The organism is Kitasatospora sp. NPDC094019 (assembly GCF_044764505.1).
Lineage (GTDB): Bacteria > Actinomycetota > Actinomycetes > Streptomycetales > Streptomycetaceae > Kitasatospora.
Window position 1 is genome coordinate 1 of sequence record NZ_JBIWIF010000017.1, and the last position, 20,138, is coordinate 20,138.

Here is a 20,138-nt window from a genome sequence, read left to right on the forward strand (position 1 = left end):
GTTGACTTTTGGCACGCTGTTGAGTTCTCAAGGAACGGACGCTTCCTTCAGGCGGCTTTCACACCGGCCCTCCGGGCGCTTCGTTCTTTCGTGTTTCAAGCTTATCAGACGTTTTCCGCTCCGTTTTCCGGAGTTTCATTCAGCCGACTTCGCTTTCCGCTTGTCCCCGCTCTCTCGCGGCGACTCCGGAACTGTACGGGGACGGGACCGTCCGAAGCAAATCGCCCCCGCCCGGGGTCCGGGCGGGGGCGATCGGCGTACTCGGGGCGCTGTGCTCAGCGGACCTCGGTGATCTCCGGGCCGCGGGCGAACGGGTCGAGCGAGGTGCCGCCGTAGCGGTTGTCGCCCTCACCGGTGGCCGCGACGGCGCCGCCGCCGTCGGCGACCATCTGCGCGTCCTCGGGGAGCTTCAGCACGATCGGGTCGCGCGGCGCCATCGGGGTCTCGCCGCGGACGACGACCGTCTGCCGGAAGACCTGCTCCAGGATCCCGCCCATCTCGGGCTGGACGGCGGCCTGGCCGGAGATCACGCCGCGGAGGAACCAGCGCGGACCGTCGCAGCCGACGAAGCGCACCAGCTGCACGCCCTGCGTGCCGTCCGGCAGCTGCACCGGGACCTGGGCGCGGAGGTGCCAGCCCAGCGGGCCCTCCTCCTCCTCGACGAGGCCGCCCTGCGAGGTGATGCCGGTGGCGATCTCCTCGCGGACCTCGCCCCAGATGCCCTCCGACTTGGGGGCCGCGAACGCCTGCAGCTGGATGGCGCTGCTGCCGAGGACCAGGGTGGCGGCCACGATCGCGTCGCCGGCCACCTCGACCCGGAGCTCCATGCCCTCGACACCGGGGACCAGCAGACCCCCGAGGTCGACGCGCCCTTCCTCCGGGTTCTCCAGCTCGGAGTGGTCCCACGGACCGTCCGGACGCGGAGCCGGCGGCAGGCCGACCCGGTCCGCCGGGTCCAGGTCGGTCACGTTCTCGCTCTCGGCGGAACCTTCGACGTCATCGGCCGTCTCGTCGGCGCTGATGGCGTCGTCGGCGAGCTGCTCGACAGCGTCCTCGCTCTTCTGGCGACGACGGAACACGGTCACTGTCCTTCCCGGTCCAAGACCGATGCGAATACCTGCTCGGCTTCCTGCGAGGCCGCGGGCAGCCTAGACCGCGGCGTGGCCACCGGTCGACCCGAACCCGCCCTCGGCGCGTGCCGACCCCGGCAACTCGGCCACTTCGTGGAAGCGGGCCTTCTCGACCTGCTGGACGACCAGCTGGGCGATCCGGTCCCCTCGGCGGAAGCTGACCGCCTCGCGCGGGTCCAGATTGACGACGATCACCTTGATCTCTCCACGGTACCCGGCATCGACCGTCCCTGGGGCGTTCACCAGAGCAACGCCGCAACGAGCTGCCAGCCCGGACCGGGGGTGGACGAACGCGGCGTAGCCGTCGGGCAACGCGATGGCGATACCGGTGGGCAGAACCGCCCGCTCGCCGGGGGCCAGCTCCGCGTCCACGGTGGTCCGCAGGTCGGCACCGGCGTCGCCGGGCTGCGCGTACGCGGGCAGCGGCAGCTCGGGGTCGAGCCGACGGATCAGGACGTCGAGGGGCTCGCGGGGGGTGGTGCTCAAGGGTTCACCTCAAAGGTTCGGGCACGCTGCATCAGGTCGGGGTCGTCGAGGACCTTCTCGATGTCCTCGGGACGACCGTGCTTGGTGAAGTGTTCCAGCTTCACCTGGATGAAGAGTGCCCGTGCGCGCACCGCGACCGGACCGTCGGGGCCGTCGATCCGCGCCTCGGCCGCGCTGTAGATCTTCCGGCCGTGGGCGCCGGTGATCCAGGCCCGCAGGTGCAGCACGGAGCCGACCGGTACCGGGGAGAGGAAGTCGGTCTCCAGCCGGCCGGTGACGGCGGGGACGTGCAGCAGCCAGTTGAGCGTGCCGAGGGTCTCGTCCATGGCAGTGGTCAGCAGGCCGCCGTGGGCCAGTCCGGGGCCGCCCTGGTGTTCCGGGCGGACGGTGAACTCGGCGGTGACGTCGAGGCCGGTCCCGGCGACCGCGTCGATCCGCAGTCCACCGGGGTGCTGCGGGCCGCAGCCGAAGCAGTGCTCGTAGTGGGAGCCGAGGCGGGTGCCGGGGGCCGGGGCCTCGGGGGCGCGCGGCGGGAGGACGGCCTCCGGCGGGGGCGTCGTCGGCGACGCCGGGTGGGCCGGGGCCGCGGACTCGCTGGGGGCGGCGGGGGTCAGGGGCGCGGTGGGGGCAGTCGAACCGGTCACGGCGCCCCACCCTACCGACCGGTAGCCCGGTCCGGGGCGGGGGTTGGGTCCGGGGCCCGGTGTATCGACGCCCACAATGGGGGGCATGTACGACGAACGCCTCACCGCGCCGCGCTCCTGGTGGCTGTTCCCGGTCCTGATCGGCCTCACGCTCGCCCTGATCCTGCTGCGGATCAGCGCGGTGGGCGCCCTGGTCGGGCTGGTGGTCGGCATCGCCGCCGGCGCCGCAGCGATCAGCAGCTACGGCTCCGCCCGGATCCGGGTGGTCCAGGGGTCCCTGGTGGCCGGCCCGGCCCGGATCCCGGTGGACGCCCTGGGCGCCGCCCACGCGCTGAGCCCGGCCGAGGCCGCGGCCTGGCGCGGTCCCAAGGCCGACCCGCGGGCCTTCATGCTGCTGCGCAGCTACGTTCCGACCGCGCTCCGGGTCGAGGTCAGCGATCCGGCCGACCCGACGCCCTACCTCTACCTCTCCACCCGCTCGCCGATGAAGCTCGCCGAGGCCCTGGAGGACGCCCGCCGGAACACCCGCGCCTGAGCCGGCCCCGCAGGGGCTCCCGGGCCGGGACGGAAGGGCCCGGAACGGGAAGGGCCCGGACAGACGGAGAGGGACGGTACCGCCTCGCGGTACCGTCCCTCGGCGTCTGCGGCAGACGCGTGTCCATCAGACCGTATGACTGGTGCGTCCGTCGGGACGGACGCCGGAGCTGCCGTCCGGCCCCGCTGCCCGGGGCCGGAAGGGGCGTCGCACCGGTCTCGCGGAGACCGCGAGGTCCGAGTCATGACCGCCCTGGTCCTCAGGCGCCGCAGTCCCGGCAGATCGGGTTGCCGTTCTTCTCGCTGTACAGCTGGCTGCGGTGGTGGACCAGGAAGCAGCTCATGCAGGTGAACTCGTCGGCCTGCCGCGGCAGGACCCGGACGGAGAGTTCCTCGTTCGAGAGGTCCGCGCCGGGAAGCTCCATTCCCTCGGCGGCCTCGAACTCGTCGACGTCGACCGCGTTGCCGCCCTTGTCGTTCCTGCGGGCCTTGAGCTCCTCGATGCTGTCCTCGTTGAGCTCATCATCGGTCTTGCGTGGGGTGTCGTAGTCGGTAGCCATATGTCGCTCTCCCCCTCCGGGTTGTGCGGTGTGTGCGGTATCTCCAGGGCACGTAACGCATGGGGGGTCGGTCTTGTGCCCGACCCGAGGCGGAGATTTTGCCTTACTTCAAGCCCTGTTACTCAATCGACACTCATCCGGGCGCCCGCCGAGATGATCCACTTGGACCTGCGAAGCCTCACGCAGGGCCATCGGCGGAGCGTGCCGATGAGCGCCCGGCGGACACGCTCCGTGAGCGAAGGTCCGCCGCGCACCCGCCAATTCCCTTGCCCACCAGGCCGGGGAGCCGATCCTTCGATCCGCCTCCGATCGCCGTTCCGCTCACGGACGGCAATCGGAGGGGTCGGAACGATGATCACTCTCCGGGGTTGCCCCACCCCTTGGAGCGACACGGTGTGACCTTGCTCACGTTCACCCCCGGCCCGGGCAAAAGATGGGAAATCCGCCCAAGCCAGCGCCTGTCACGGCGCCGACCGCCGCGCCCGCCGCCCCGCGCGTCCCACCCCCGGGGCGCTCCTACTGCCGGGCCGCGACGCGCGCCAGCCGCGCCGCCTGCCGCTCGTCGAACTTGGTCGCCTGGGCGTCCAGCCCGTCGAGGAAGACGCCGAGCTCCTCCTGGGCCCGCAGGCCCTCGGGGCCCAGGCCCGCGACCTCCATCACCTTGAGGTGGCGCAGCACGGGCTGCAGCACGTCGTCGAGGTGGATGCGGAGGTTGTAGACCCCGCCGAGGGCGATCTGGGCGGCGGCCCGCTCGAAGCCGGGGATGCCGTGGCCGGGCATCCGGAAGTCGGTCACCACGTCCGCGATGGCGCGCATGGCCTGGTCGGGCGCGATCTCCAGGGCGGCCTTCAGCAGGTTCCGGTAGAAGACCATGTGCAGGTTCTCGTCGTTGGCGATCTTCGCGAGCAGCTGGTCCGCCAGCGGGCAGCCGGCGTAGTGGCCGGTGTTGCGGTGCGAGATGCGGGTGGCGAGCTCCTGGAAGGCCACGTAGGCGACCGACTGGAGCATGCTGTGCGCGTTGTCGGACACGAAGCCCTCCGACATGTGCGACATCCGCGCCCGCTCCAGCTCGTCCGGGTCGACGGCCCGGGTGGTGAGGAGGTAGTCACGGATGGCTATTCCGTGCCGCCCCTCCTCCGCCGTCCAGCGGTGGACCCACGTCCCCCAGGCGCCCTCGCGGCCGAACATGGTCGCGATCTCGTGGTGGTAGCTCGGGAGGTTGTCCTCGGTGAGGAGGTTGACCACCAGCGAGACCCGGCCGAGCGGGGTCACCTTGGAGTCGCCGGGCTCCCACGCCTCGCCGCCCAGCGCGCCGGGGAAGTCGCGCCCCCGGCTCCAGGGGACGAACTCGTGCGGCATCCACTCCTTGGCGACCTTGAGGTGACGGTCGAGCTCCTTCTCGACGACCTCTTCGAGGGCCAGGATCAGTCGCGCGTCGGTCCAGGCGCTCGAACCGAGCGAGGTACTGCGCTGCACGGGGGCGATGGTCACGGGTCTGGCTCCTGTGGGAGGTCACGCGCCGGAGGAGCGCGCTGGACGGGCAACACCGGAGTACGGGACGACCGCACTTACGGTCGCGTAGGTTACGACACCGTAAGTTGCCCGGACCGGAAAAGACAAGCCGCCCCCGCCAGGGCTTATGTCCTCTTGACATGCCTGACGGGGGCGGCCGGGAACGGTCGCGCACGGAGCTGGTCCGCACGGGGCGGCGGGCGGGCCCCGAGAAGGGCCGTGAGGGGGTCGTGGCGGCTCCGGGAATCGTCCGGTGGCCCCGGGTCGGGAGGGGCGCCCGGGAGCGCCCGCCAGGTCCTCTCCTTCGGATCCCGTCCCGGCGTCGCGCGCCCGGCGGGATCCGAAAGAGAGGGGCTAGATGCCGGGGATGCGCACGCGCATGGTGAGGCCGCCGCCGGCGCGGGGGGTGGCCTCGATGGTGCCGTGGTGCGCCCGGACCACCGAGCGGACGATGGAGAGGCCGAGACCGACTCCCTTGTCGCTGCGGGTGCGGTCGGCGCCCTTGACCCGGCGGAACGGCTCGAAGATGTGCTCCAGCTCGTAGCCGGGCACCACCGGACCGGTGTTGGAGACCACCAGCTCGCCGCCACCGGGGACCGGGGCGGTGGTGATCTCGACCCAGCCGTCCGGGGAGTTGTAGCGGACGGCGTTCTGCAGCAGGTTGAGCGCGATCCGCTCCAGCAGGATGCCGTTGCCGGCCACCATCGCCGGGTGCAGCGAGGCCCGCAGGTCGACCTCCCGCTTGGTGGCCTCGGCCCTGGTCTGCTCCAGCGCCCGGGTGGCCGCCTCGGACAGCTCGACCGGACGGCGGTCGGTCAGCTCGTTGTCGCTGCGGGCGAGCAGCAGCAGGCCCTCGACCAGTTGCTCGCTGCGCTCGTTGGTGGCCAGCAGGGTCTTGCCGAGCTGCAGGAGGTCCGGCGAGGCCGCCGGGTCGGAGAGCTGGACCTCCAGCAGGGTCCGGTTGATCGCCAGCGGGGTCCGCAGCTCGTGCGAGGCGTTGGCGACGAAGCGCCGCTGGGAGTCGAAGGACCGGTGCAGCCGCTCCAGCATGTCGTCGAAGGTGTCGGCGAGCTCCTTGAGCTCGTCGTCCGGGCTGTCCAGCTCGATCCGCCGGTGCAGGTCGGAGGAGGCGACCTCGCGGGCGGTGCGGGTGATCCGGCCGAGCGGGCGCAGCACCCGGCCGGCCATCGCGTAGCCGGCCGCGAAGGCGATCACGGCCAGGCAGACCAGCATGGTGAGCGACTTGCGCAGCAGCATGTTGAGCGCGCTGTTCGCCTTGTCCGTGTGGCTGTTGGCCAGGTACTGGTTGAAGCCCTCGGTGCTCATCCAGGTGCCGTTGACCCGGACGCCGTTCGCTCCGAAGTCCAGGGTCGGCGGCCGGACATCCTGCATGGCCTGCCGCACGAACACGTACATCAGCAGCAGCAGCACCACCCCGGCCATCAGGAACATCCCGCCGTAGAGCAGGGTGAGCCGGATCCTGATGGTCGGGCGGAACGGCAGCCAGGCGAGCATGCCGTCACCGGGCACGTAGCTCTCGGGCTGGTGCAGCCGGGGGGCGCGCGGGGGGTGCGGGGGCCGGGGCGGAACGGGCCGGCCGGGCACGTCGCGCCCGCCGGAGGGCGCGCCGGAGGGCCCGCCGGCCGAGGGCGGGGTGGTCATGATGGTCCTCTCGGGGCGTCCGCCGGGGCGGGCGCGTGGTGGGGGCGGGTCCGGTCAGATCCGGTAGCCGGAACCGGGCACGGTGACGATCACCGGCGGGTCGCCGAGCTTGCGGCGCAGCGTCATCACGGTGACGCGCACGACGTTGGTGAACGGGTCGGTGTGCTCGTCCCACGCCTTTTCGAGCAGCTGCTCGGCGGAGACGACGGCACCGCCGGCCCGCATCAGCACCTCCAGGACGGCGAATTCCTTGGGGGCGAGCTGGACCGGGCGGCCGTCCCGGATGACCTCGCGGCGGCCGGGGTCGACGGAGATGCCGGCCCGTTCCAGGACGGGGGGCAGCGGGACGGTGGCGCGGCGGCCCAGGGCGCGGACCCGGGCGACGAGTTCGCTGAAGGCGAACGGCTTCGGAAGGTAGTCGTCCGCTCCGATTTCGAGGCCCTCGACCCGGTCGCTGATGTCGCCGGAGGCGGTCAGCATGATCACCCGGGTGGCGAGGCCCTGCTCGACGACACTGCGGCAGACGTCGTCGCCGTGGACCAGCGGCAGGTCGCGGTCGAGCACGACCACGTCGTAGTCGTTGACCGCGATGCGCTGGAGCGCGGCCTCCCCGTCGTACACCACGTCGACGGCCATCGCCTCGCGGCGCAGACCCGTGGCGACTGCCTCGGCGAGCAGCTGCTCGTCCTCGACGACGAGAACCCGCACAGTCGTTGTCCCTTCTCCTGGCCGGCCCCGGAAGCGGACGCGCGGCTCCGACGGTGCCTCCATCCTGCCTGGTCCTGCGGTAAAGCAGCGATAAGCTGCCCCGGAGGCAGGTCCGCCCACGGGCGGCGCCGGGTCCGGGGCGGGGTCCGCCGGCGGGTTCCGCGGCCGGCACCGCGACGGGGTTCGCGACGGGGTTCGTGGCGGGAGCAGTCCGGTTGGACTGTGACGCGGGCAACTTTCTCGCGGCGGGAGGTTTCCCCGGTCCCGGGGCGGGGAGGAGTGCTGCACACCCGCGATCCGGTTTCTGAGCCGATCGCACCCACCCGCCGTGCGTTCATCCGCGCCGGCCCTGGGCTCGGGGCGTCACGGGAGCGGCCGAGGGCCGTCTCCGCGCCCGACCGGACATCTTCACCGAACCGGATCGGACGCTTCCGCTGGCAACCGCACACCTGGGGCAGGGGGCGCACGACCGTGCACGTCCGACACAGTAAGGGGGCCCGTATGGACGCCTTCACCGCCGGAATCCTGCAGCGCATCGCCAACGCCGAGCAGGACCTGCACCGCGCGATCGAGGCCGGGGACGAGTTCCTCGCCGAGGTGGAACAGTCCGAGCTGGACGATCTGCGCCGTCTCGCCGCCGAGCACGGCGTGGACACGGTGTTGGAGCGCCACCGCACCGCCGCCTGATCCACCGACCGTCCGACCCGTCGCCGGACCTCCGGCACCAGCGGCCCTACGGGGGCCGTGCGAAAACCCAGGCCCTGGCATCCCCCGTATGTCAGGGCTCTTCGCTGCCCGGGCGCCCCCGGGAAACGCCCCCGGAGGGGCGCCGCCGGGCGGCGCCCGGACGGCGTCACCCGGTGGGGTCGGCCCGGTCCGCCCAGGCGCGCAGGGCTGCCAGCCGCTCCTGCAGCGGCTCGTACACCCCGGGCGCGGCGGCCACCGTCAGCTCGCCGTCCGGGCCGCGCCCGGGGCGGCCGCCGACCACGGCCCCGGCCTCGGCCGCGATCAGACAGCCCGCCGCCCGGTCCCAGGGGGCCAGCCCGCGCTCGTAGTAGCCGTCCAGCCGGCCCGCCGCGACGTCGCACAGGTCCACGGCCGCGGCGCCGGCCCGGCGGATGTCGCGCACCTCGGCCATCAGGGCGAGCACCACCTCGGCCTGCCTCACCCGCACCTCCCGGACGTAGGCGAAGCCGGTGCCGATCAGCGCCTGGCCCCACGGCGGGGCCGGGCGGGTGGAGAGCGGCTGCCCGTCCCGGTACGCCCCGCGGCCGGTCACGGCGTGGAACAGCTCACCGCGGGCCGGGGCGTACACGACCCCGACCACCGCGCGCCCGTCCAGTTCGGCGGCCACGCTGACCGCCCAGGACGGCAGCCCGTAGAGGTAGTTCACGGTGCCGTCGAGCGGGTCGACGACCCAGCGCACCCCGCTGGTGCCGGGCCGCTCGGCTCCCTCCTCGCCGAGGTAGCCGTCCTCGGGCCGGCGGGCCGTGATCAGTTCCAGGACGAGCTTCTCCGAGGCCAGGTCCATCTCGGTCACCACGTCGACCGGGCTGCTCTTGGTGCCGGCCACACCGAGGTCGGCGGGGCGGCCGTCGAGCAGCAGCGCACCGGCCCGGCGGGCGGCGTCCAGGGCGACGTCGAGCAGCTCGTCGAGCAGGGCCTCGTCGAGCGGGGCGGGGTCGGGCACGGCGGGGCTGGGCACGGGGTTCTCCTCCGGGGGCGGGGCGGGGCGGTCGGTGCTCGGCGGTCAGTGCTCGGCGGCGGCCGGGCGGGGTGCGCGCGGGTTGGGGCAGCAGGCCACCGCGCAGACGTCGTGGCTGGGGCCGAGGGCGCCCAGGGCGCAGCGGGACACCGGCTCGCCGCGCTCGGCGGCGGCCCGCTCCAGGACCAGCTCGCGCACGGCGGCGGTGAACCGGGGGTCGGCCCCGACGGTGGCGGCCCGGGCGACCGGCAGGCCCAGCTCGGCGGCCCTGGCCGCAGCCTCGGTGTCGAGGTCGTACTTGACCTCCATGTGGTCGGAGACGAAGCCGATCGGGACCATCACCACGGCCGGGGCGCCGTCGGCGTGCTGCGCCTCCAGGTGGTCGCAGATGTCGGGTTCCAGCCACGGGGTGTGCGGGGCTCCGCTGCGGCTCTGGAAGACCAGTTCCCAGGGGCGGTCCGCGACACCGGTGCGGCCGGCGACGGCGGCGGCGACCAGCCGGGCCACCTCCTGGTGCTGGGCGACGTAGGCGCCGCCGGGGCGGCCCCGGGCCGGGTCGTCCGGGGCGCCGGAGGTCTCGGCCATGGTGTCCGGGATCGAGTGGGTGGTGAAGGCCAGCCGGGCGCCGGGCCGGACCTCCGCCGGCAGCCGGTCCAGGGCGGCCAGGGTGGCCTCGGCCATCGGCTCGACGAAGCCGGGGTGGTTGTAGAAGTGCCGCAGCTTGTCGACCCGAAGCTCCGGCAGGCCCTCCCCGGCCAGCGTGGCCAGCGCGTCGGCGAGGTTCTCCCGGTACTGGCGGCAGCCGGAGTAGCCGGCGTAGGCGCTGGTGGCGAGGACGGCGATCCGGCGGTGCCCGTCGGCGGCCAGCTCGCGCAGGGTGTCGACCAGGTAGGGCGCCCAGTTCCGGTTGCCCCAGTACACCGGCAGGTCGAGACCGTGCTCGGCGAAGTCCTTGCGCAGCGCGGCCAGCAGGTCCCGGTTCTGCTCGTTGATCGGGCTGACGCCGCCGAACAGGAAGTAGTGCTTGCCCACTTCCCGGAGCCGTTCGGTGGGGATGCCGCGGCCCCGGGTGACGTTCTCCAGGAACGGCACGACCTCCTCGGGGGCCTCGGGCCCGCCGAAGGAGAGCAGCAGCAGGGCGTCGTACGGGGCGGCGCCGGTGCGGGAGGTGTTGCGCGCGTCGGACATGGCACCGATCCTGCCACTGTGGGCCCGGGGGCCGATGCCGGGACGGCGCCCGGTGTCCGGAAAATACCGATTGCCAAGGTTCGTAAGCTGTCGTTACCAGCCTCGTCCCTTACCCCCCGATTTGCGGAGCTCCCGTGCTGTCCAGCTACCGCCAGATATTCGCCGCCCCCGGCACTCTGGCCTTCTCGTCCAGCGGCTTCATCGCCAGGCTGCCGATCTCGATGACCGGCATCGGCATCGTCACCATGCTCTCCCAGCTGAGAGGCTCCTACGGCATCGCGGGCCTGGTCTCGGCGACGCTGGCGGTCTCGGCGGCGGTCCTGGGGCCGATGGTCTCCTGGCTGGTGGACCGGCACGGACAGCGCCGGGTCGCGGTGCCGGCGACCGTCATCACGATCGCCGCCGCCACCGGACTGCTGCTCTGCGCCCATTTCGGGGCGCCGACCTGGACGCTGTTCGTCTTCGCGGCCGGCATGGGCGGGATGCCGAGCACCGGCGCCATGGTCCGCGCCCGCTGGGCGCACCTCTACCGGGACGAGGCCCCGAAGCTGCACACCGCCTACTCCTTCGAGGCGGTGGTCGACGAGGTCTGCTTCATCGTCGGCCCGATCCTGTCGATCGGACTGGCCACCGCGGTCTTCCCGGAGGCGGGCCTCCTGCTCGCCGGAATCTTCCTCGCCGTCGGCATCACCCTGTTCACCGCCCAGCGGCGGACCGAGCCGCCGCTGCACCCCGCCCACACCCGCACCGGCGGCAGCGCGATCCTGAACAGCGGCCTGATCGTCCTGGTGCTGACCTTCGTCGCCACCGGGGCGATCTTCGGCTCGGTCGAGGTGGTGACCGTCGCCTACGCCGAGGACCAGGGCCACAAGGCGATCTCCAGCGTGGTCCTGGCGCTCTGGGCGCTCGGCTCCTGCGCGGCCGGCTTCGTGTTCGGCACCCTGAAGCTCACCGGGTCGATGGCGAGCCGGTTCTTCGGCGGGGTGGTCTTCATGGCGGTCAGCATGGTCCCGCTGCTGCTGGTCGCCGAGTCGGTGAGCGGGATCGGCGGCCTGGTCGCGGTCGGCGGCGCGCTGCTGATCGCGGGCATCGCCATCTCCCCCACCCTGATCACCGCGATGGCCCTGGTCGAGCGGCTGGTCCCGGCCGCCAAGCTGACCGAGGGCATGACCTGGACCACCACCGGGCTGGCGATCGGCGTCGCGGTCGGCTCCTCGGTCGGCGGCTGGACGGTCGACGCCGCGGGGGCGGCGGCCGGCTACTGGGTGCCGCTGACCGCCGGGGTGTTCGGCGTGCTGACGGCGGCGGCCGGACTCAAGCGGCTGCGGGCCGGTCTGGCGGCCGAGCCGGCCGGCCCCGCGGCCGCCGAAACCGTGGACCTCGGACGCTGACCTGCCTTACCCTCCTCCCTACCCGCGGCCTACCCGTGGGTAGGGAACGAGGTGGGCCGGCTCCCGTCCGGCCACCGAGCAGGAGGCGCCGCAATGCCCCAGGCCAGGACCGCGACCCGCGCCCGCTGGACCAACTGGGCGGGCAACCAGAGCACCGTCCCCGCCCGGGTGGTCACCCCCGGCAGTGCGAAGGAGCTGGCCGAGGAGGTCCTGCGCGCCGCCGACCGGGGCGAGACCGTCAAGGCGGTCGGTTCCGGCCACTCCTTCACCGCGATCGCCTCCCCCGGGCACGGCGTCCTGGTCCGCCCGCACGGTCTGACCGCCGTGCGCGGGATCGACCACGCGAACGGCACCGTCACCGTCGAGGCCGGACTGCCGTTGCACCGGCTCAACCGGCTGCTCGCCGCCGCCGGCCTCTCGCTCACCAACATGGGCGACATCGACGCGCAGACCGTGGCCGGCGCCACCAGCACCGGCACCCACGGCACCGGCCGGGACTCCGGCTCGCTGGCCGCCCAGATCCGCGGACTGGAGATCGTGCTCGCCGACGGAAGCGTCCGGCGCTGCTCCCCCACCGAGCATCCGGAGCTGTTCGAGGCCGCCCGGCTCGGCCTCGGCGCGCTCGGCGTGATCACCGCGCTCACCCTCGCCGTCGAGCCGGCCTTCCTGCTCACCGCGCACGAGCAGCCGATGCGCTTCGACGAGGTGCTGCACCGGCTGGACGACCTCACCGCCGTCAACGAGCACTTCGAGTTCTACTGGTTCCCGCACACCGACCGCTGCTCCACCAAGCGCAACAACCGCAGCCAGGGACCGGCCGCGCCGCTGCCCCGGTTCAAGGAGTGGCTGGAGGACGACTTCCTCTCCAACACCGTCTGGGCGGGCGCCTGCCGGGTCGGGCGGCGCTTCCCCGCCTCGGTGCCGACGATCGCCGCGCTGGCCAGCCGTGCCTGGTCGGACCGCAGCTACACCGACACCGCCCACCGGGTCTTCACCAGCCCGCGCAAGGTGCGCTTCGTCGAGATGGAGTACGCGGTGCCGCGCGCCTCGGTGGGCGAGGTGCTGCGCGAGCTGCGGGCGATGGTCGAACGGTCCCGCTGGCGGATCAGCTTCCCGGTCGAGGTGCGGTTCGCCCCGGCCGACGAGGTCTGGCTCTCCACCGCCCACGGCCGGGACACCGCGTACATCGCCGTCCACCTCTACCGGGGCACCGCGGAGCAGGGGTACTTCACGGCGGTGGAGCGGCTGATGACCGAGCACGGCGGCCGGCCGCACTGGGGCAAGCTGCACACCCGGGACGCCGAGTACCTGGCCGGGGTGTACCCGCGCTTCGCGGACTTCACCGCGCTGCGCGACACGCTCGACCCGGACCGCCGTTTCGGCAACGACCACCTGCGCCGGGTGCTCGGTTCCTAGGACGGCTGGGGTGCCTGCGGCGGCTGCGGGGCCCGGGGCGCGGTCGCCGGGTCCGGCGCCGGCGGGGGGACGACGGCGGTGGTCGGGTCCGGGGGCCTCGGGGTCGCGCCGCCGGACGGCTTCGCGGAGGCGCTCCCGCCGCCGGACGGCGCCGAGGGCGGGGCCGACCCGGACGGCTCGGCGGAGGGCCGGGCCGAGGGGGACCCGGAGGCCGGTCCGGACGGCGTCGCCCCGGAGCCGCCCGACGGACCGCCGGACGGGGAGGCCGACGGGGCGGAGGAACTCCCCTCGCCCTCCGTCCCCGGACGGGCACCGGGGCTCGGCCGCCCGGATCCGCCGCCGTCCCGGCCGGCGGAAGGGGAGGGCACGGCGGCCGGCCCGGAGGGCGGCGCGTCGCCCGACGGCTTCCGGTCGACCCGGCCGCCCAGCGAGGTACCGGTGCCCGACTCGCCCTGGACCGTCGCCGACACCGGCCGGCCGGTCGCGAGCTCGAAGGCCAGGATCGGCACCATCGCGACCGTGAACACCAGGGCCGAGACGGCCGCGTACGTCTTCCAGCCCCACCGGCGCCGCGCCCGGACCACCCGCGGCTCGCTCCACTCCGCCGAGCCGGGCGGCGTGGCCGGATCGGCCGGGTCGGTCCGGTCCGGCGCCTGCCGCAGCCCGTTCACCAGCTGCCCCGGACCGGAGGCGCGGTCCACCGCGCCACGCAGCTGCTCCCCGGTCCGGCGGAAGAGGTGCTGGAACAGCGCCCCGCCGGTGGTCGCGCCGATGCTCACCACCGCCGCGCCGAGAATGGTTCCGTAGACCCCGAGTTCGGACGCGAGTACCGCCCCCACCACGGTGGCCAGCGCGCTGGCGGCGACCTGAGTCCCACTCAGATCAATTCGCCTGCGACCTTCCTCGGCGCCGCCCCGGTCGGGCTTCTGCTCCGGCATCGACATCCCTCGCGTCAGTACGACTGTCTTTCGAACAAGTCACTCCATCCTGCACAAAGAAGGACACAAGGGTCGAAAATACGGTTCTTCGCGAGAGATATATGTGAAGATGATCACCGTCGACCGGTCGATCCTCGGCCATTGGGGTCGTGCGCTCTTGAGATTCCCGTGAATCGCGGGAGACTTGAGCGGCGAGCCGCCCCTTCGGATGCCACGAATGGAGTACTGTTCGTAAAGCCCGAGCCCAGGTCGACTTGTCGACTGCCCATCAACCGGCAGCTTGACAAGGAGCGGTGGCGCAGGCGCGCACGGCGACACCGGTCCCGGATCGTCGCGTCACTCCACGTGCGAGGACGGTCGGGGCACCCAGGCGCGACGTCGACGGATGACGTGGCAAAAAGGCAACCGTGCCACAGCGGCGTGGCCGGGCGTAAGCCCGACACGCCGGGGAACTCAGCAAGGTTGTGGCCAGCCGCCAGTGGGCAGGCCACACTCAGTACGGGAGCAGCGACGCAGGTGACGTCGGCAGGCACCACCCGGGAGGTAACCGTGCCCGAACTGCGGGTTGTGGCCGTCAGCAACGACGGCACACGGCTGGTGCTCAAGGCTGCCGACAGCACGGAGTACACCCTCCCCATCGACGAGCGGCTGCGAGCCGCCATCCGTGGTGACCGGCCGCGCCTCGGCCAGATCGAGATCGAGGTCGAGAGCCACCTCCGTCCCCGGGACATCCAGGCGCGGATACGAGCCGGTGCCTCCGCCGAGGAGGTCGCGCAGGCCGCCGGTATCTCCGTCGACCGGGTCCGCCGCTTCGAGGGTCCGGTGCTGGCCGAGCGCGCCTTCATGGCCGAGCGGGCCCGCAAGACCGCGATCCGCCGGCACGGCGAGGCCACCGGCCCGCAGCTGGGCGAGGCCGTGTCCGAGCGGCTGGCCCTGCGCGGCGCCGAGAAGGAGACCGAGCGCTGGGACTCCTGGCGGCGCGACGACGGCACCTGGGAGGTCATCCTCTCCTACCGGGCCGACGGCGAGGGCCGCAGCGCGTCCTGGACGTACGACCCGCCCCGGCGACTGGTCCAGCCGAACGACGACGAGGCCCGCGCCCTGATCGGCGAATCGGTCGAGCGCGAGGACGACTCGGTCTTCCCGTTCATCCCGCGGATCGCCCGACTCCCCCACGACCGGCCGCTGCGCCCGATGATCGACCGGCCCTCGGCCGACCGGATCATGTCGGCCCGGGAGGTACGGGAGTCCCGCGAGGCGACGGCCGAGGCCCGGGACTCGCTGACCAGCCTGCTGGACGTGGTGCCCGCCTTCCGCGGCGACCTCGCGGTCGGCGCGCCGCCGCCGGTCGAGCCGGCGCCCGCCGAGGTGGCCGAGGAGGAGGCGGAACCCGCGGCCGCCGCGGCTCCGGCCGTCGGCGCGGGCTCGGCGTACGCGGACATCCTGATGCCCCGGGCGGTGGCACCGCACCGGGAGCGGCTGGTCGGCACCACCGACCGCCAGGCCGAGGCCGACGGCGTGCGGCCCGGACGCCGGGCCACCGTGCCGAGCTGGGACGAGATCGTCTTCGGCAGCCGGCGCAAGAAGCAGGAGTAGCGGCCGGGCCGGGACCGGCAGGACACCTCGAAGGCGCGGACGACCCCGGTCGTCCGCGCCTTCGGTGCGTACGGGCTCCGCCCGCGGACCGACTCAGCCGGGCTGGTCGGTGACGGCGGCCGGGCGGGCCGGGTCACCGGACCACTCGCTCCACGACCCCGGGTAGAGGGTGGCCGGCAGGCCCGCCACCGCGAGGGCCAGGATCTGGTGCGCGGCCGTCACCCCGGAGCCGCAGTAGACGGCGGTGCCCCGCTCCCCCGCTCCCAGCGCCCGGAACCGGGCGGCGAGTTCGGCGGCCGGCCGGAAGCGGCCGTCCGGGCCGACGTTCTCGGTGGTGGGCGCGGAGACCGCGCCGGGGATGTGGCCGGCGCGCGGGTCGATCGGCTCGGTCTCGCCCCGGTAGCGCTCCCCGGCCCGGGCGTCCAGCAGCAGCGCGTCACGGGCCCAGGCGGCGGCGCCGTCCGCGTCGACCACCGGCAGCTGCCCCGGCACGGGCTTGAAGTCGCCGTCCCCGGCCGGCGGGACCTCGGTGGTGACCGGCAGTCCGGCCTCGCGCCAGGCCGCGAAGCCGCCGTCCAGCACCCGGACGTCCGGGTGGCCGGCCCAGCGCAGCAGCCACCAGGCGCGGGCGGCGGCCAGCGAGGTGGCGCCGTCGTAGACCACCACCGGGCGGTCGGCGCAGACACCGAGGCGGCGCAGCGCGGCGCCGAACTCCTCCGGGTCGGGCAGCGGGTGGCGGCCGCCGCGCCCGGGCGGGCCGGCCGGGGCGGCGAGGTCGGTGTCGAGGGAGACGAAGCGGGCGCCCGGCAGGTGGCCGGCGGTGTAGTCCTCGATGCCGGGCGGGCCGCCGAGCTGCCAGCGCACATCGAGCAGGATCGGTGGGCGCCCGGAGTCGAGCGACTCCCGCAAACCGGTCACCGACACCAGCGGGGAGTCATCGTGAAGGGTGGTCATGGCGGTCATTCTGGCGCAGGGCCGGACCCGTGCGGCGGGGCGGCGCTCTTTGTGCGCTCTTTGCCGGACTTTCCGCGCGGCCCGAGGGTTCGACGAGCGCCACGGTGGAAGCATCACCCTCACTGCGCCGTTTCGTGCGCCGACCGCCCGTTGAGGAGACATGTCATGCCCGCGCTGACACTCCGGCTGGCCCAGGGCACCCCGTGCTGGGTCAGCCTGATGACCGACGACCTGCCCGGCACCCGGGCCTTCTACGGCGAGCTGCTCGGCTGGACCTTCGCCCCCGGCCCGGCGCAACTGGGCGACTACGTCCGGGCCCGGCTCGGCGAGGAGCCGGTGGCCGGGCTCGGGGTGGCCGCGGTGACCGGCTTCCCGGTGCAGTGGACCAGCTACTTCGCGGTCGACAGCGCGGACCGCGCGGCCCAGTTGGTGCGGGAGTGCGGCGGCACGGTCGCGGTCGGACCGCTCCAGGCCGAGCGGGCCGGGCGGCTCGCCATCGCGGCCGACGTCTCCGGCGCGGTGTTCGGGCTCTGGCAGGGCGAGGAGCACCTCGGCCGGGAGAGCGGGCCGGGGCCGGGCGGACCGGCCTGGACGGAACTGCTCACCCCGGACGCGGACGGCGCGGCCGCGTTCTACCGCGCGGTGCTCGGCGTGGCGGTGGCCGGGGCCGAGGGCGGGTCGGCGCTGCTGGTCGGCGGCCGGCCGGTGGCCGGGGTCCGGCACGGCGCCGAGCTGCGCGGCCATCCGCCGCGCTGGCGCACCCACTTCGCCGTGGTCGACGTCGACCTGACGGCCCGTCGGGCGGTCGAGCTGGGCGGCCGGGTGCTGGTGGCCCCGCAGGCGACGCCGCGCGGCCGGGCGGCCCGGCTGGCGGACCCGCGCGGCGGGCACTTCTCGGTGCTGCAGGCGGGCTGACGGCCGCTCGGGCCCGCTGCTGCGGAGCCCGTTCCCGGACCCGCCGTTCCCGGACCCGCCGCTCTCAGACCTGCTGCTCCTCGAAGGGGAGGACGTCCGGGGAGAGCACGGCGGCGCGAGCGGTGGCGGCGGTGAGGCGACGGCGGTGGTGGCGCCGGCAGAGCACCTCGTAACCGACCTCGTCGTCACGGACCGAGATGTCGCCGATGACGACCTGCGCGCCCTCGACCACCATGACCCCGCCGACGGTGCGGGCGTTGTGGGTGGCCCGGCCGCCGCACCAGCAGAGCGCCTCGACCTGGAGCACCTCGACCCGGTCGGCGAGTTCGATCAACCGCTGGGAGCCGGGGAAGAGCCGGGTGCGGAAGTCCGTGGTGATGCCGAACGTGAAGACGTCGATGTCGAGTTCGTCGACCACCCGGGCCAGCTGGTCGATCTGCTCGGGGGCGAAGAACTGGGCCTCGTCGCAGATCAGGTAGTCCACCCGGCCGCCGGCCGAGAGCCGGTGCACCACATGGGCGTGGAAGTCGAAGCCGTCGGCCACCTCGACCGCGTCGGCACGCAGGCCGAGCCGGCTGGAGATGGTGGCCGCGCCGGCCCGGTCGTTGCGGGTGAGGATCATGCCCTGCCGGCCGCGGGCGGCGTGGTTGTGGTCCATCTGGAGCGCGAGGGTCGACTTCCCGCAGTCCATCGTGCCGGAGAAGAACACCAGTTCAGCCATGGGTGGTGCGAGGGCCTTTCACGTCGGGGGAGTTCAGCGGCGGAATTCGAGCAGGGGCACGAACTGCTCGACCGGGGTCATCGAACCGTGCAGGCCGATCATCGCGGACTCGCCGGGCTCGTTGCGGGAGGCGACGACGGCGATGTCGTCGCGGGCGGCGGCGACCACGTCGCCGATCCGGTGGTAGACCCGGTCGTCCACGGTGGGACCGAACCAGCCGGCCTCGATCGCCTGGTCCCGGGTGGCCACCCACATCCGGTCGCCGAGCACCTCGCTCCAGACCGTGTGCACGTCGGCGGCGGCGCCGGGGACGGCGTAGACGTGACGGGCCCGGCCCTCGCCGCCGAGCAGGGCGACGCCGGCGCCGAGCTCCCAGTCCTCGTCGAAGTCGATCCGGTCCTCGGGGGCGATGTCGATCATGCCGTGGTCGGCGGTGACGTACATCGCCGAGCGCGGGGGCAGCTGTTCGGCGAGCCGGCGGGCCAGCCGGTCGACCGCGTCCAGGGTCATCCGCCACTCGTCCGAGTCCACCCCGAAGCGGTGGCCCGCGCCGTCGAGTTCGCTGACGTACGTGTAGACGAGCGCGCGGTCGTGCTCGGCGAGCCAGGCGGCGGCCCGGTCCATCCGCTCCTCGCCGGTGGTGCGGCCGAGGAAGGTGCCGCCGGAGAGCGCGACCCGGGTGAGCGGGGTCTGGGCGAACAACGGGGAGGACACCTGGGCGGTGGCCACCCCGGCGGCGTGCACCTGCTCGAAGACGGTGGGGTACGGCTGCCAGGCGGCCGGGTCGGTCGGCGGCTGCCAGCGCAGCTGGTTCATCAGGTGCCCGGCGCCGGGGACCGCCACCGTGTAGCCGGCCAGTCCGTGCAGGCCGGGCGGGGTGCCGGTGCCGACCGAGGCCAGCGAGGTGGCGGTGGTGGACGGGAAGCCCGCCGTCAGCGGTCGGCCGGTGCCGCCGAGCGAGCCGGCCGTCAGCGAGGAGAGGAACGGCGCGTACTCGGGGTGGCGCAGCAGCAGCTCCCAGCCGAGGCCGTCGACCAGGAAGACCACCGCGCGGTCGGCCGGCGCGAGCGGCAGCGCGGCGGTGAAGCCGGGCACGCCGAGGCCGGCCGCCACCGAGGGCAGCAGGTCGCAGAGCGAGCCGCTGCCGTAGGGCGGCGCGGGCGCGGTGGCGGGGTCGAGGAGCTCGAAGGCGTCGTGGCCGTCGGGGGCGTAGGGCATGGTGGCGGGGGTGGCTTCCTGGCTGGCCGGGGCGGTCCGGACCCGTGGCGGGCGGTGTCCGGACGACGGCGGGTCGGCGGCGGGTCGGCGGCGATCAGCGCGCGACCGCGCGGGGCGGCGCCGGTGGGCGCGGTGGGGGTGCGGTGAGGGGTCGGCGCGGTTCGGGCCGGGGCGGAGTCAGACCCGGGGGCCGCTGGTGACGGTCGCCTCGGAGAGGGCACGGGCGAAGACCAGGGCCTGGGCCACCGTCTCCGGGCCGTCGCCGGCCTCGCTGACCCGCAGGGACAGGTCGTCGGCGGTGGCGGAGCCGGTGTAGCCGTGGTCCGCCTCGCAGTTCGGGTCGGAGCAGCCGGCCGGTTCGAGGTCGAGCCGCTGGACGGCGCCCCAGCCGATGGTCAGCACGACCTCGCGGGGCAGCGTGCCCGGGGTGTAGGTCTCCGGGTTGGCGACCATCCGGCTGACCACCACGGAGTTGATCCGGTCCAGCCGGACGCTCTCGGTGGAGGTGGTGGCGAGCGGGACGGCGGGGCTGCTGCCGTCCCCGGTCTGCTCGTCGGTGTGGCTGACCACGAAGCGGGTCGGGGTCAGGACCAGGACGGTGACGTGCCGACGCACCTCGTTGGCGTCGAAGGTGGTCTCCTGGTGCACCAGGTAGGAGCTGATCAGCTCGGGACCCACCGCGGACTCGACCGCCTCGGACACCAGGGCCGGGTAGTAGCCGCTGCGCTCGATCGCGGAACGCAGGTCCTGTGTGGTGGTGGTACCGGTCTTCGCCATAACTCCATCCTGGCATGGTCCGCCGACGAAGCGGACGGCACGGCGCCGAGCTTCGGACAACGGCGCCCGCGGGGTCCGGACGC

At 73.9% G+C, this 20,138-nt stretch carries 20 protein-coding genes; 6 read left to right on the plus strand and 14 right to left on the minus strand.

The window, feature by feature from the left end; all coding sequences use genetic code 11:
- Positions 1–275: 275 nt before the first annotated feature.
- The 3 genes from ACIQ9P_RS30220 to ACIQ9P_RS30230 all read right to left on the minus strand — a co-directional run bounded on the left by ACIQ9P_RS30220 (position 276) and on the right by ACIQ9P_RS30230 (position 2,230).
- Entirely contained in the window at positions 276–1,079 is an 804-nt protein-coding gene (locus tag ACIQ9P_RS30220; protein WP_402363057.1) for a DUF3710 domain-containing protein, read from the minus strand.
- A 69-nt stretch (positions 1,080–1,148) separates the two neighbouring features.
- Positions 1,149–1,616 carry a dUTP diphosphatase gene (gene dut / locus ACIQ9P_RS30225; RefSeq protein ID WP_328954830.1) on the minus strand — a complete coding sequence of 156 codons (468 nt, stop codon included), beginning with the start codon at positions 1,614–1,616 and terminating at the stop codon, positions 1,149–1,151.
- Positions 1,613–2,230, minus strand: coding sequence for a PaaI family thioesterase (locus ACIQ9P_RS30230; protein WP_402363439.1), 618 nt, complete (start codon positions 2,228–2,230; stop codon positions 1,613–1,615). Before ACIQ9P_RS30230 ends, dut begins: the two co-directional genes overlap by 4 nt.
- Positions 2,231–2,345: 115 nt before the next feature.
- Between ACIQ9P_RS30230 and ACIQ9P_RS30235 the strand changes: the two genes are divergently transcribed.
- Complete coding sequence (locus ACIQ9P_RS30235) at positions 2,346–2,795, plus strand: DUF3093 domain-containing protein (RefSeq protein ID WP_402363061.1); 450 nt, start codon at positions 2,346–2,348, stop codon at positions 2,793–2,795.
- 259 nt (positions 2,796–3,054) lie between these two features.
- Here ACIQ9P_RS30235 and ACIQ9P_RS30240 read toward each other — a convergent pair whose 3' ends face one another.
- From ACIQ9P_RS30240 to ACIQ9P_RS30255, 4 genes are all read right to left on the minus strand, one after another.
- Positions 3,055–3,354, minus strand: a complete 300-nt coding sequence (locus ACIQ9P_RS30240) for a DUF4193 domain-containing protein (RefSeq protein ID WP_030396554.1) — start codon at positions 3,352–3,354, stop codon at positions 3,055–3,057.
- A 516-nt stretch (positions 3,355–3,870) separates the two neighbouring features.
- Positions 3,871–4,845, minus strand: a complete 975-nt coding sequence (locus ACIQ9P_RS30245) for an acyl-ACP desaturase (RefSeq protein ID WP_402363064.1) — start codon at positions 4,843–4,845, stop codon at positions 3,871–3,873.
- Between the two features lie 375 nt (positions 4,846–5,220).
- Positions 5,221–6,528, minus strand: coding sequence for a sensor histidine kinase (locus ACIQ9P_RS30250; protein ID WP_402363067.1), 1,308 nt, complete (start codon positions 6,526–6,528; stop codon positions 5,221–5,223).
- Positions 6,529–6,582: 54 nt separating this feature from the next.
- Positions 6,583–7,236: a response regulator transcription factor gene (locus tag ACIQ9P_RS30255; protein WP_209415376.1), complete on the minus strand. Its 654-nt coding sequence runs from the start codon at positions 7,234–7,236 to the stop codon at positions 6,583–6,585.
- 501 nt (positions 7,237–7,737) lie between these two features.
- On the opposite strand from ACIQ9P_RS30255, the gene ACIQ9P_RS30260 reads away from it, so the two are divergent.
- Positions 7,738–7,923: a hypothetical protein gene (locus ACIQ9P_RS30260; RefSeq protein WP_030301315.1), complete on the plus strand. Its 186-nt coding sequence runs from the start codon at positions 7,738–7,740 to the stop codon at positions 7,921–7,923.
- A gap of 166 nt (positions 7,924–8,089) precedes the next feature.
- On the opposite strand, the gene ACIQ9P_RS30265 is transcribed toward ACIQ9P_RS30260, so the two are convergent.
- Positions 8,090–8,941 carry an inositol monophosphatase family protein gene (locus ACIQ9P_RS30265; protein ID WP_402363071.1) on the minus strand — a complete coding sequence of 284 codons (852 nt, stop codon included), beginning with the start codon at positions 8,939–8,941 and terminating at the stop codon, positions 8,090–8,092.
- Positions 8,942–8,986: 45 nt separating this feature from the next.
- The gene (locus ACIQ9P_RS30270) at positions 8,987–10,129 is read right to left on the minus strand and encodes a ferrochelatase (protein ID WP_402363074.1); all 1,143 of its coding nucleotides are present in this window, start codon (positions 10,127–10,129) and stop codon (positions 8,987–8,989) included.
- Positions 10,130–10,263: 134 nt separating this feature from the next.
- On the opposite strand from ACIQ9P_RS30270, the gene ACIQ9P_RS30275 reads away from it, so the two are divergent.
- On the plus strand, positions 10,264–11,520 hold the full coding sequence (locus tag ACIQ9P_RS30275) for an MFS transporter (RefSeq protein WP_402363077.1): 1,257 nt from the start codon (positions 10,264–10,266) through the stop codon (positions 11,518–11,520).
- 93 nt (positions 11,521–11,613) lie between these two features.
- Entirely contained in the window at positions 11,614–12,936 is a 1,323-nt protein-coding gene (locus ACIQ9P_RS30280; protein WP_402363080.1) for a D-arabinono-1,4-lactone oxidase, read from the plus strand.
- Here the strand turns inward: ACIQ9P_RS30280 and ACIQ9P_RS30285 are convergent.
- On the minus strand, positions 12,933–13,874 hold the full coding sequence (locus ACIQ9P_RS30285; protein ID WP_402363083.1) for a hypothetical protein: 942 nt from the start codon (positions 13,872–13,874) through the stop codon (positions 12,933–12,935). The genes ACIQ9P_RS30280 and ACIQ9P_RS30285 overlap by 4 nt on opposite strands.
- A gap of 516 nt (positions 13,875–14,390) precedes the next feature.
- On the opposite strand from ACIQ9P_RS30285, the gene sepH reads away from it, so the two are divergent.
- Positions 14,391–15,470 (plus strand): septation protein SepH, encoded by a 1,080-nt coding sequence (gene sepH / locus ACIQ9P_RS30290; protein WP_402363085.1) that lies wholly within the window; start codon positions 14,391–14,393, stop codon positions 15,468–15,470.
- A gap of 93 nt (positions 15,471–15,563) precedes the next feature.
- Here the strand turns inward: sepH and ACIQ9P_RS30295 are convergent, their stop codons facing one another.
- Complete coding sequence (locus ACIQ9P_RS30295; protein ID WP_402363088.1) at positions 15,564–16,424, minus strand: sulfurtransferase; 861 nt, start codon at positions 16,422–16,424, stop codon at positions 15,564–15,566.
- Positions 16,425–16,589: 165 nt separating this feature from the next.
- Here ACIQ9P_RS30295 and ACIQ9P_RS30300 point away from each other — a divergent pair, with 165 nt between their 5' ends.
- Positions 16,590–17,339, plus strand: a complete 750-nt coding sequence (locus ACIQ9P_RS30300; RefSeq protein ID WP_402363091.1) for a VOC family protein — start codon at positions 16,590–16,592, stop codon at positions 17,337–17,339.
- Between the two features lie 64 nt (positions 17,340–17,403).
- On the opposite strand, the gene ACIQ9P_RS30305 is transcribed toward ACIQ9P_RS30300, so the two are convergent.
- From ACIQ9P_RS30305 to ACIQ9P_RS30315, 3 genes are all read right to left on the minus strand, one after another.
- Positions 17,404–18,060 (minus strand): thymidine kinase, encoded by a 657-nt coding sequence (locus tag ACIQ9P_RS30305; RefSeq protein ID WP_402363094.1) that lies wholly within the window; start codon positions 18,058–18,060, stop codon positions 17,404–17,406.
- 33 nt (positions 18,061–18,093) lie between these two features.
- The gene (locus ACIQ9P_RS30310; protein WP_402363097.1) at positions 18,094–19,278 is read right to left on the minus strand and encodes an alkaline phosphatase family protein; all 1,185 of its coding nucleotides are present in this window, start codon (positions 19,276–19,278) and stop codon (positions 18,094–18,096) included.
- A gap of 177 nt (positions 19,279–19,455) precedes the next feature.
- Positions 19,456–20,055 (minus strand): DUF5998 family protein, encoded by a 600-nt coding sequence (locus ACIQ9P_RS30315; protein ID WP_402363099.1) that lies wholly within the window; start codon positions 20,053–20,055, stop codon positions 19,456–19,458.
- Between the last annotated feature and the right edge of the window lie 83 nt (positions 20,056–20,138).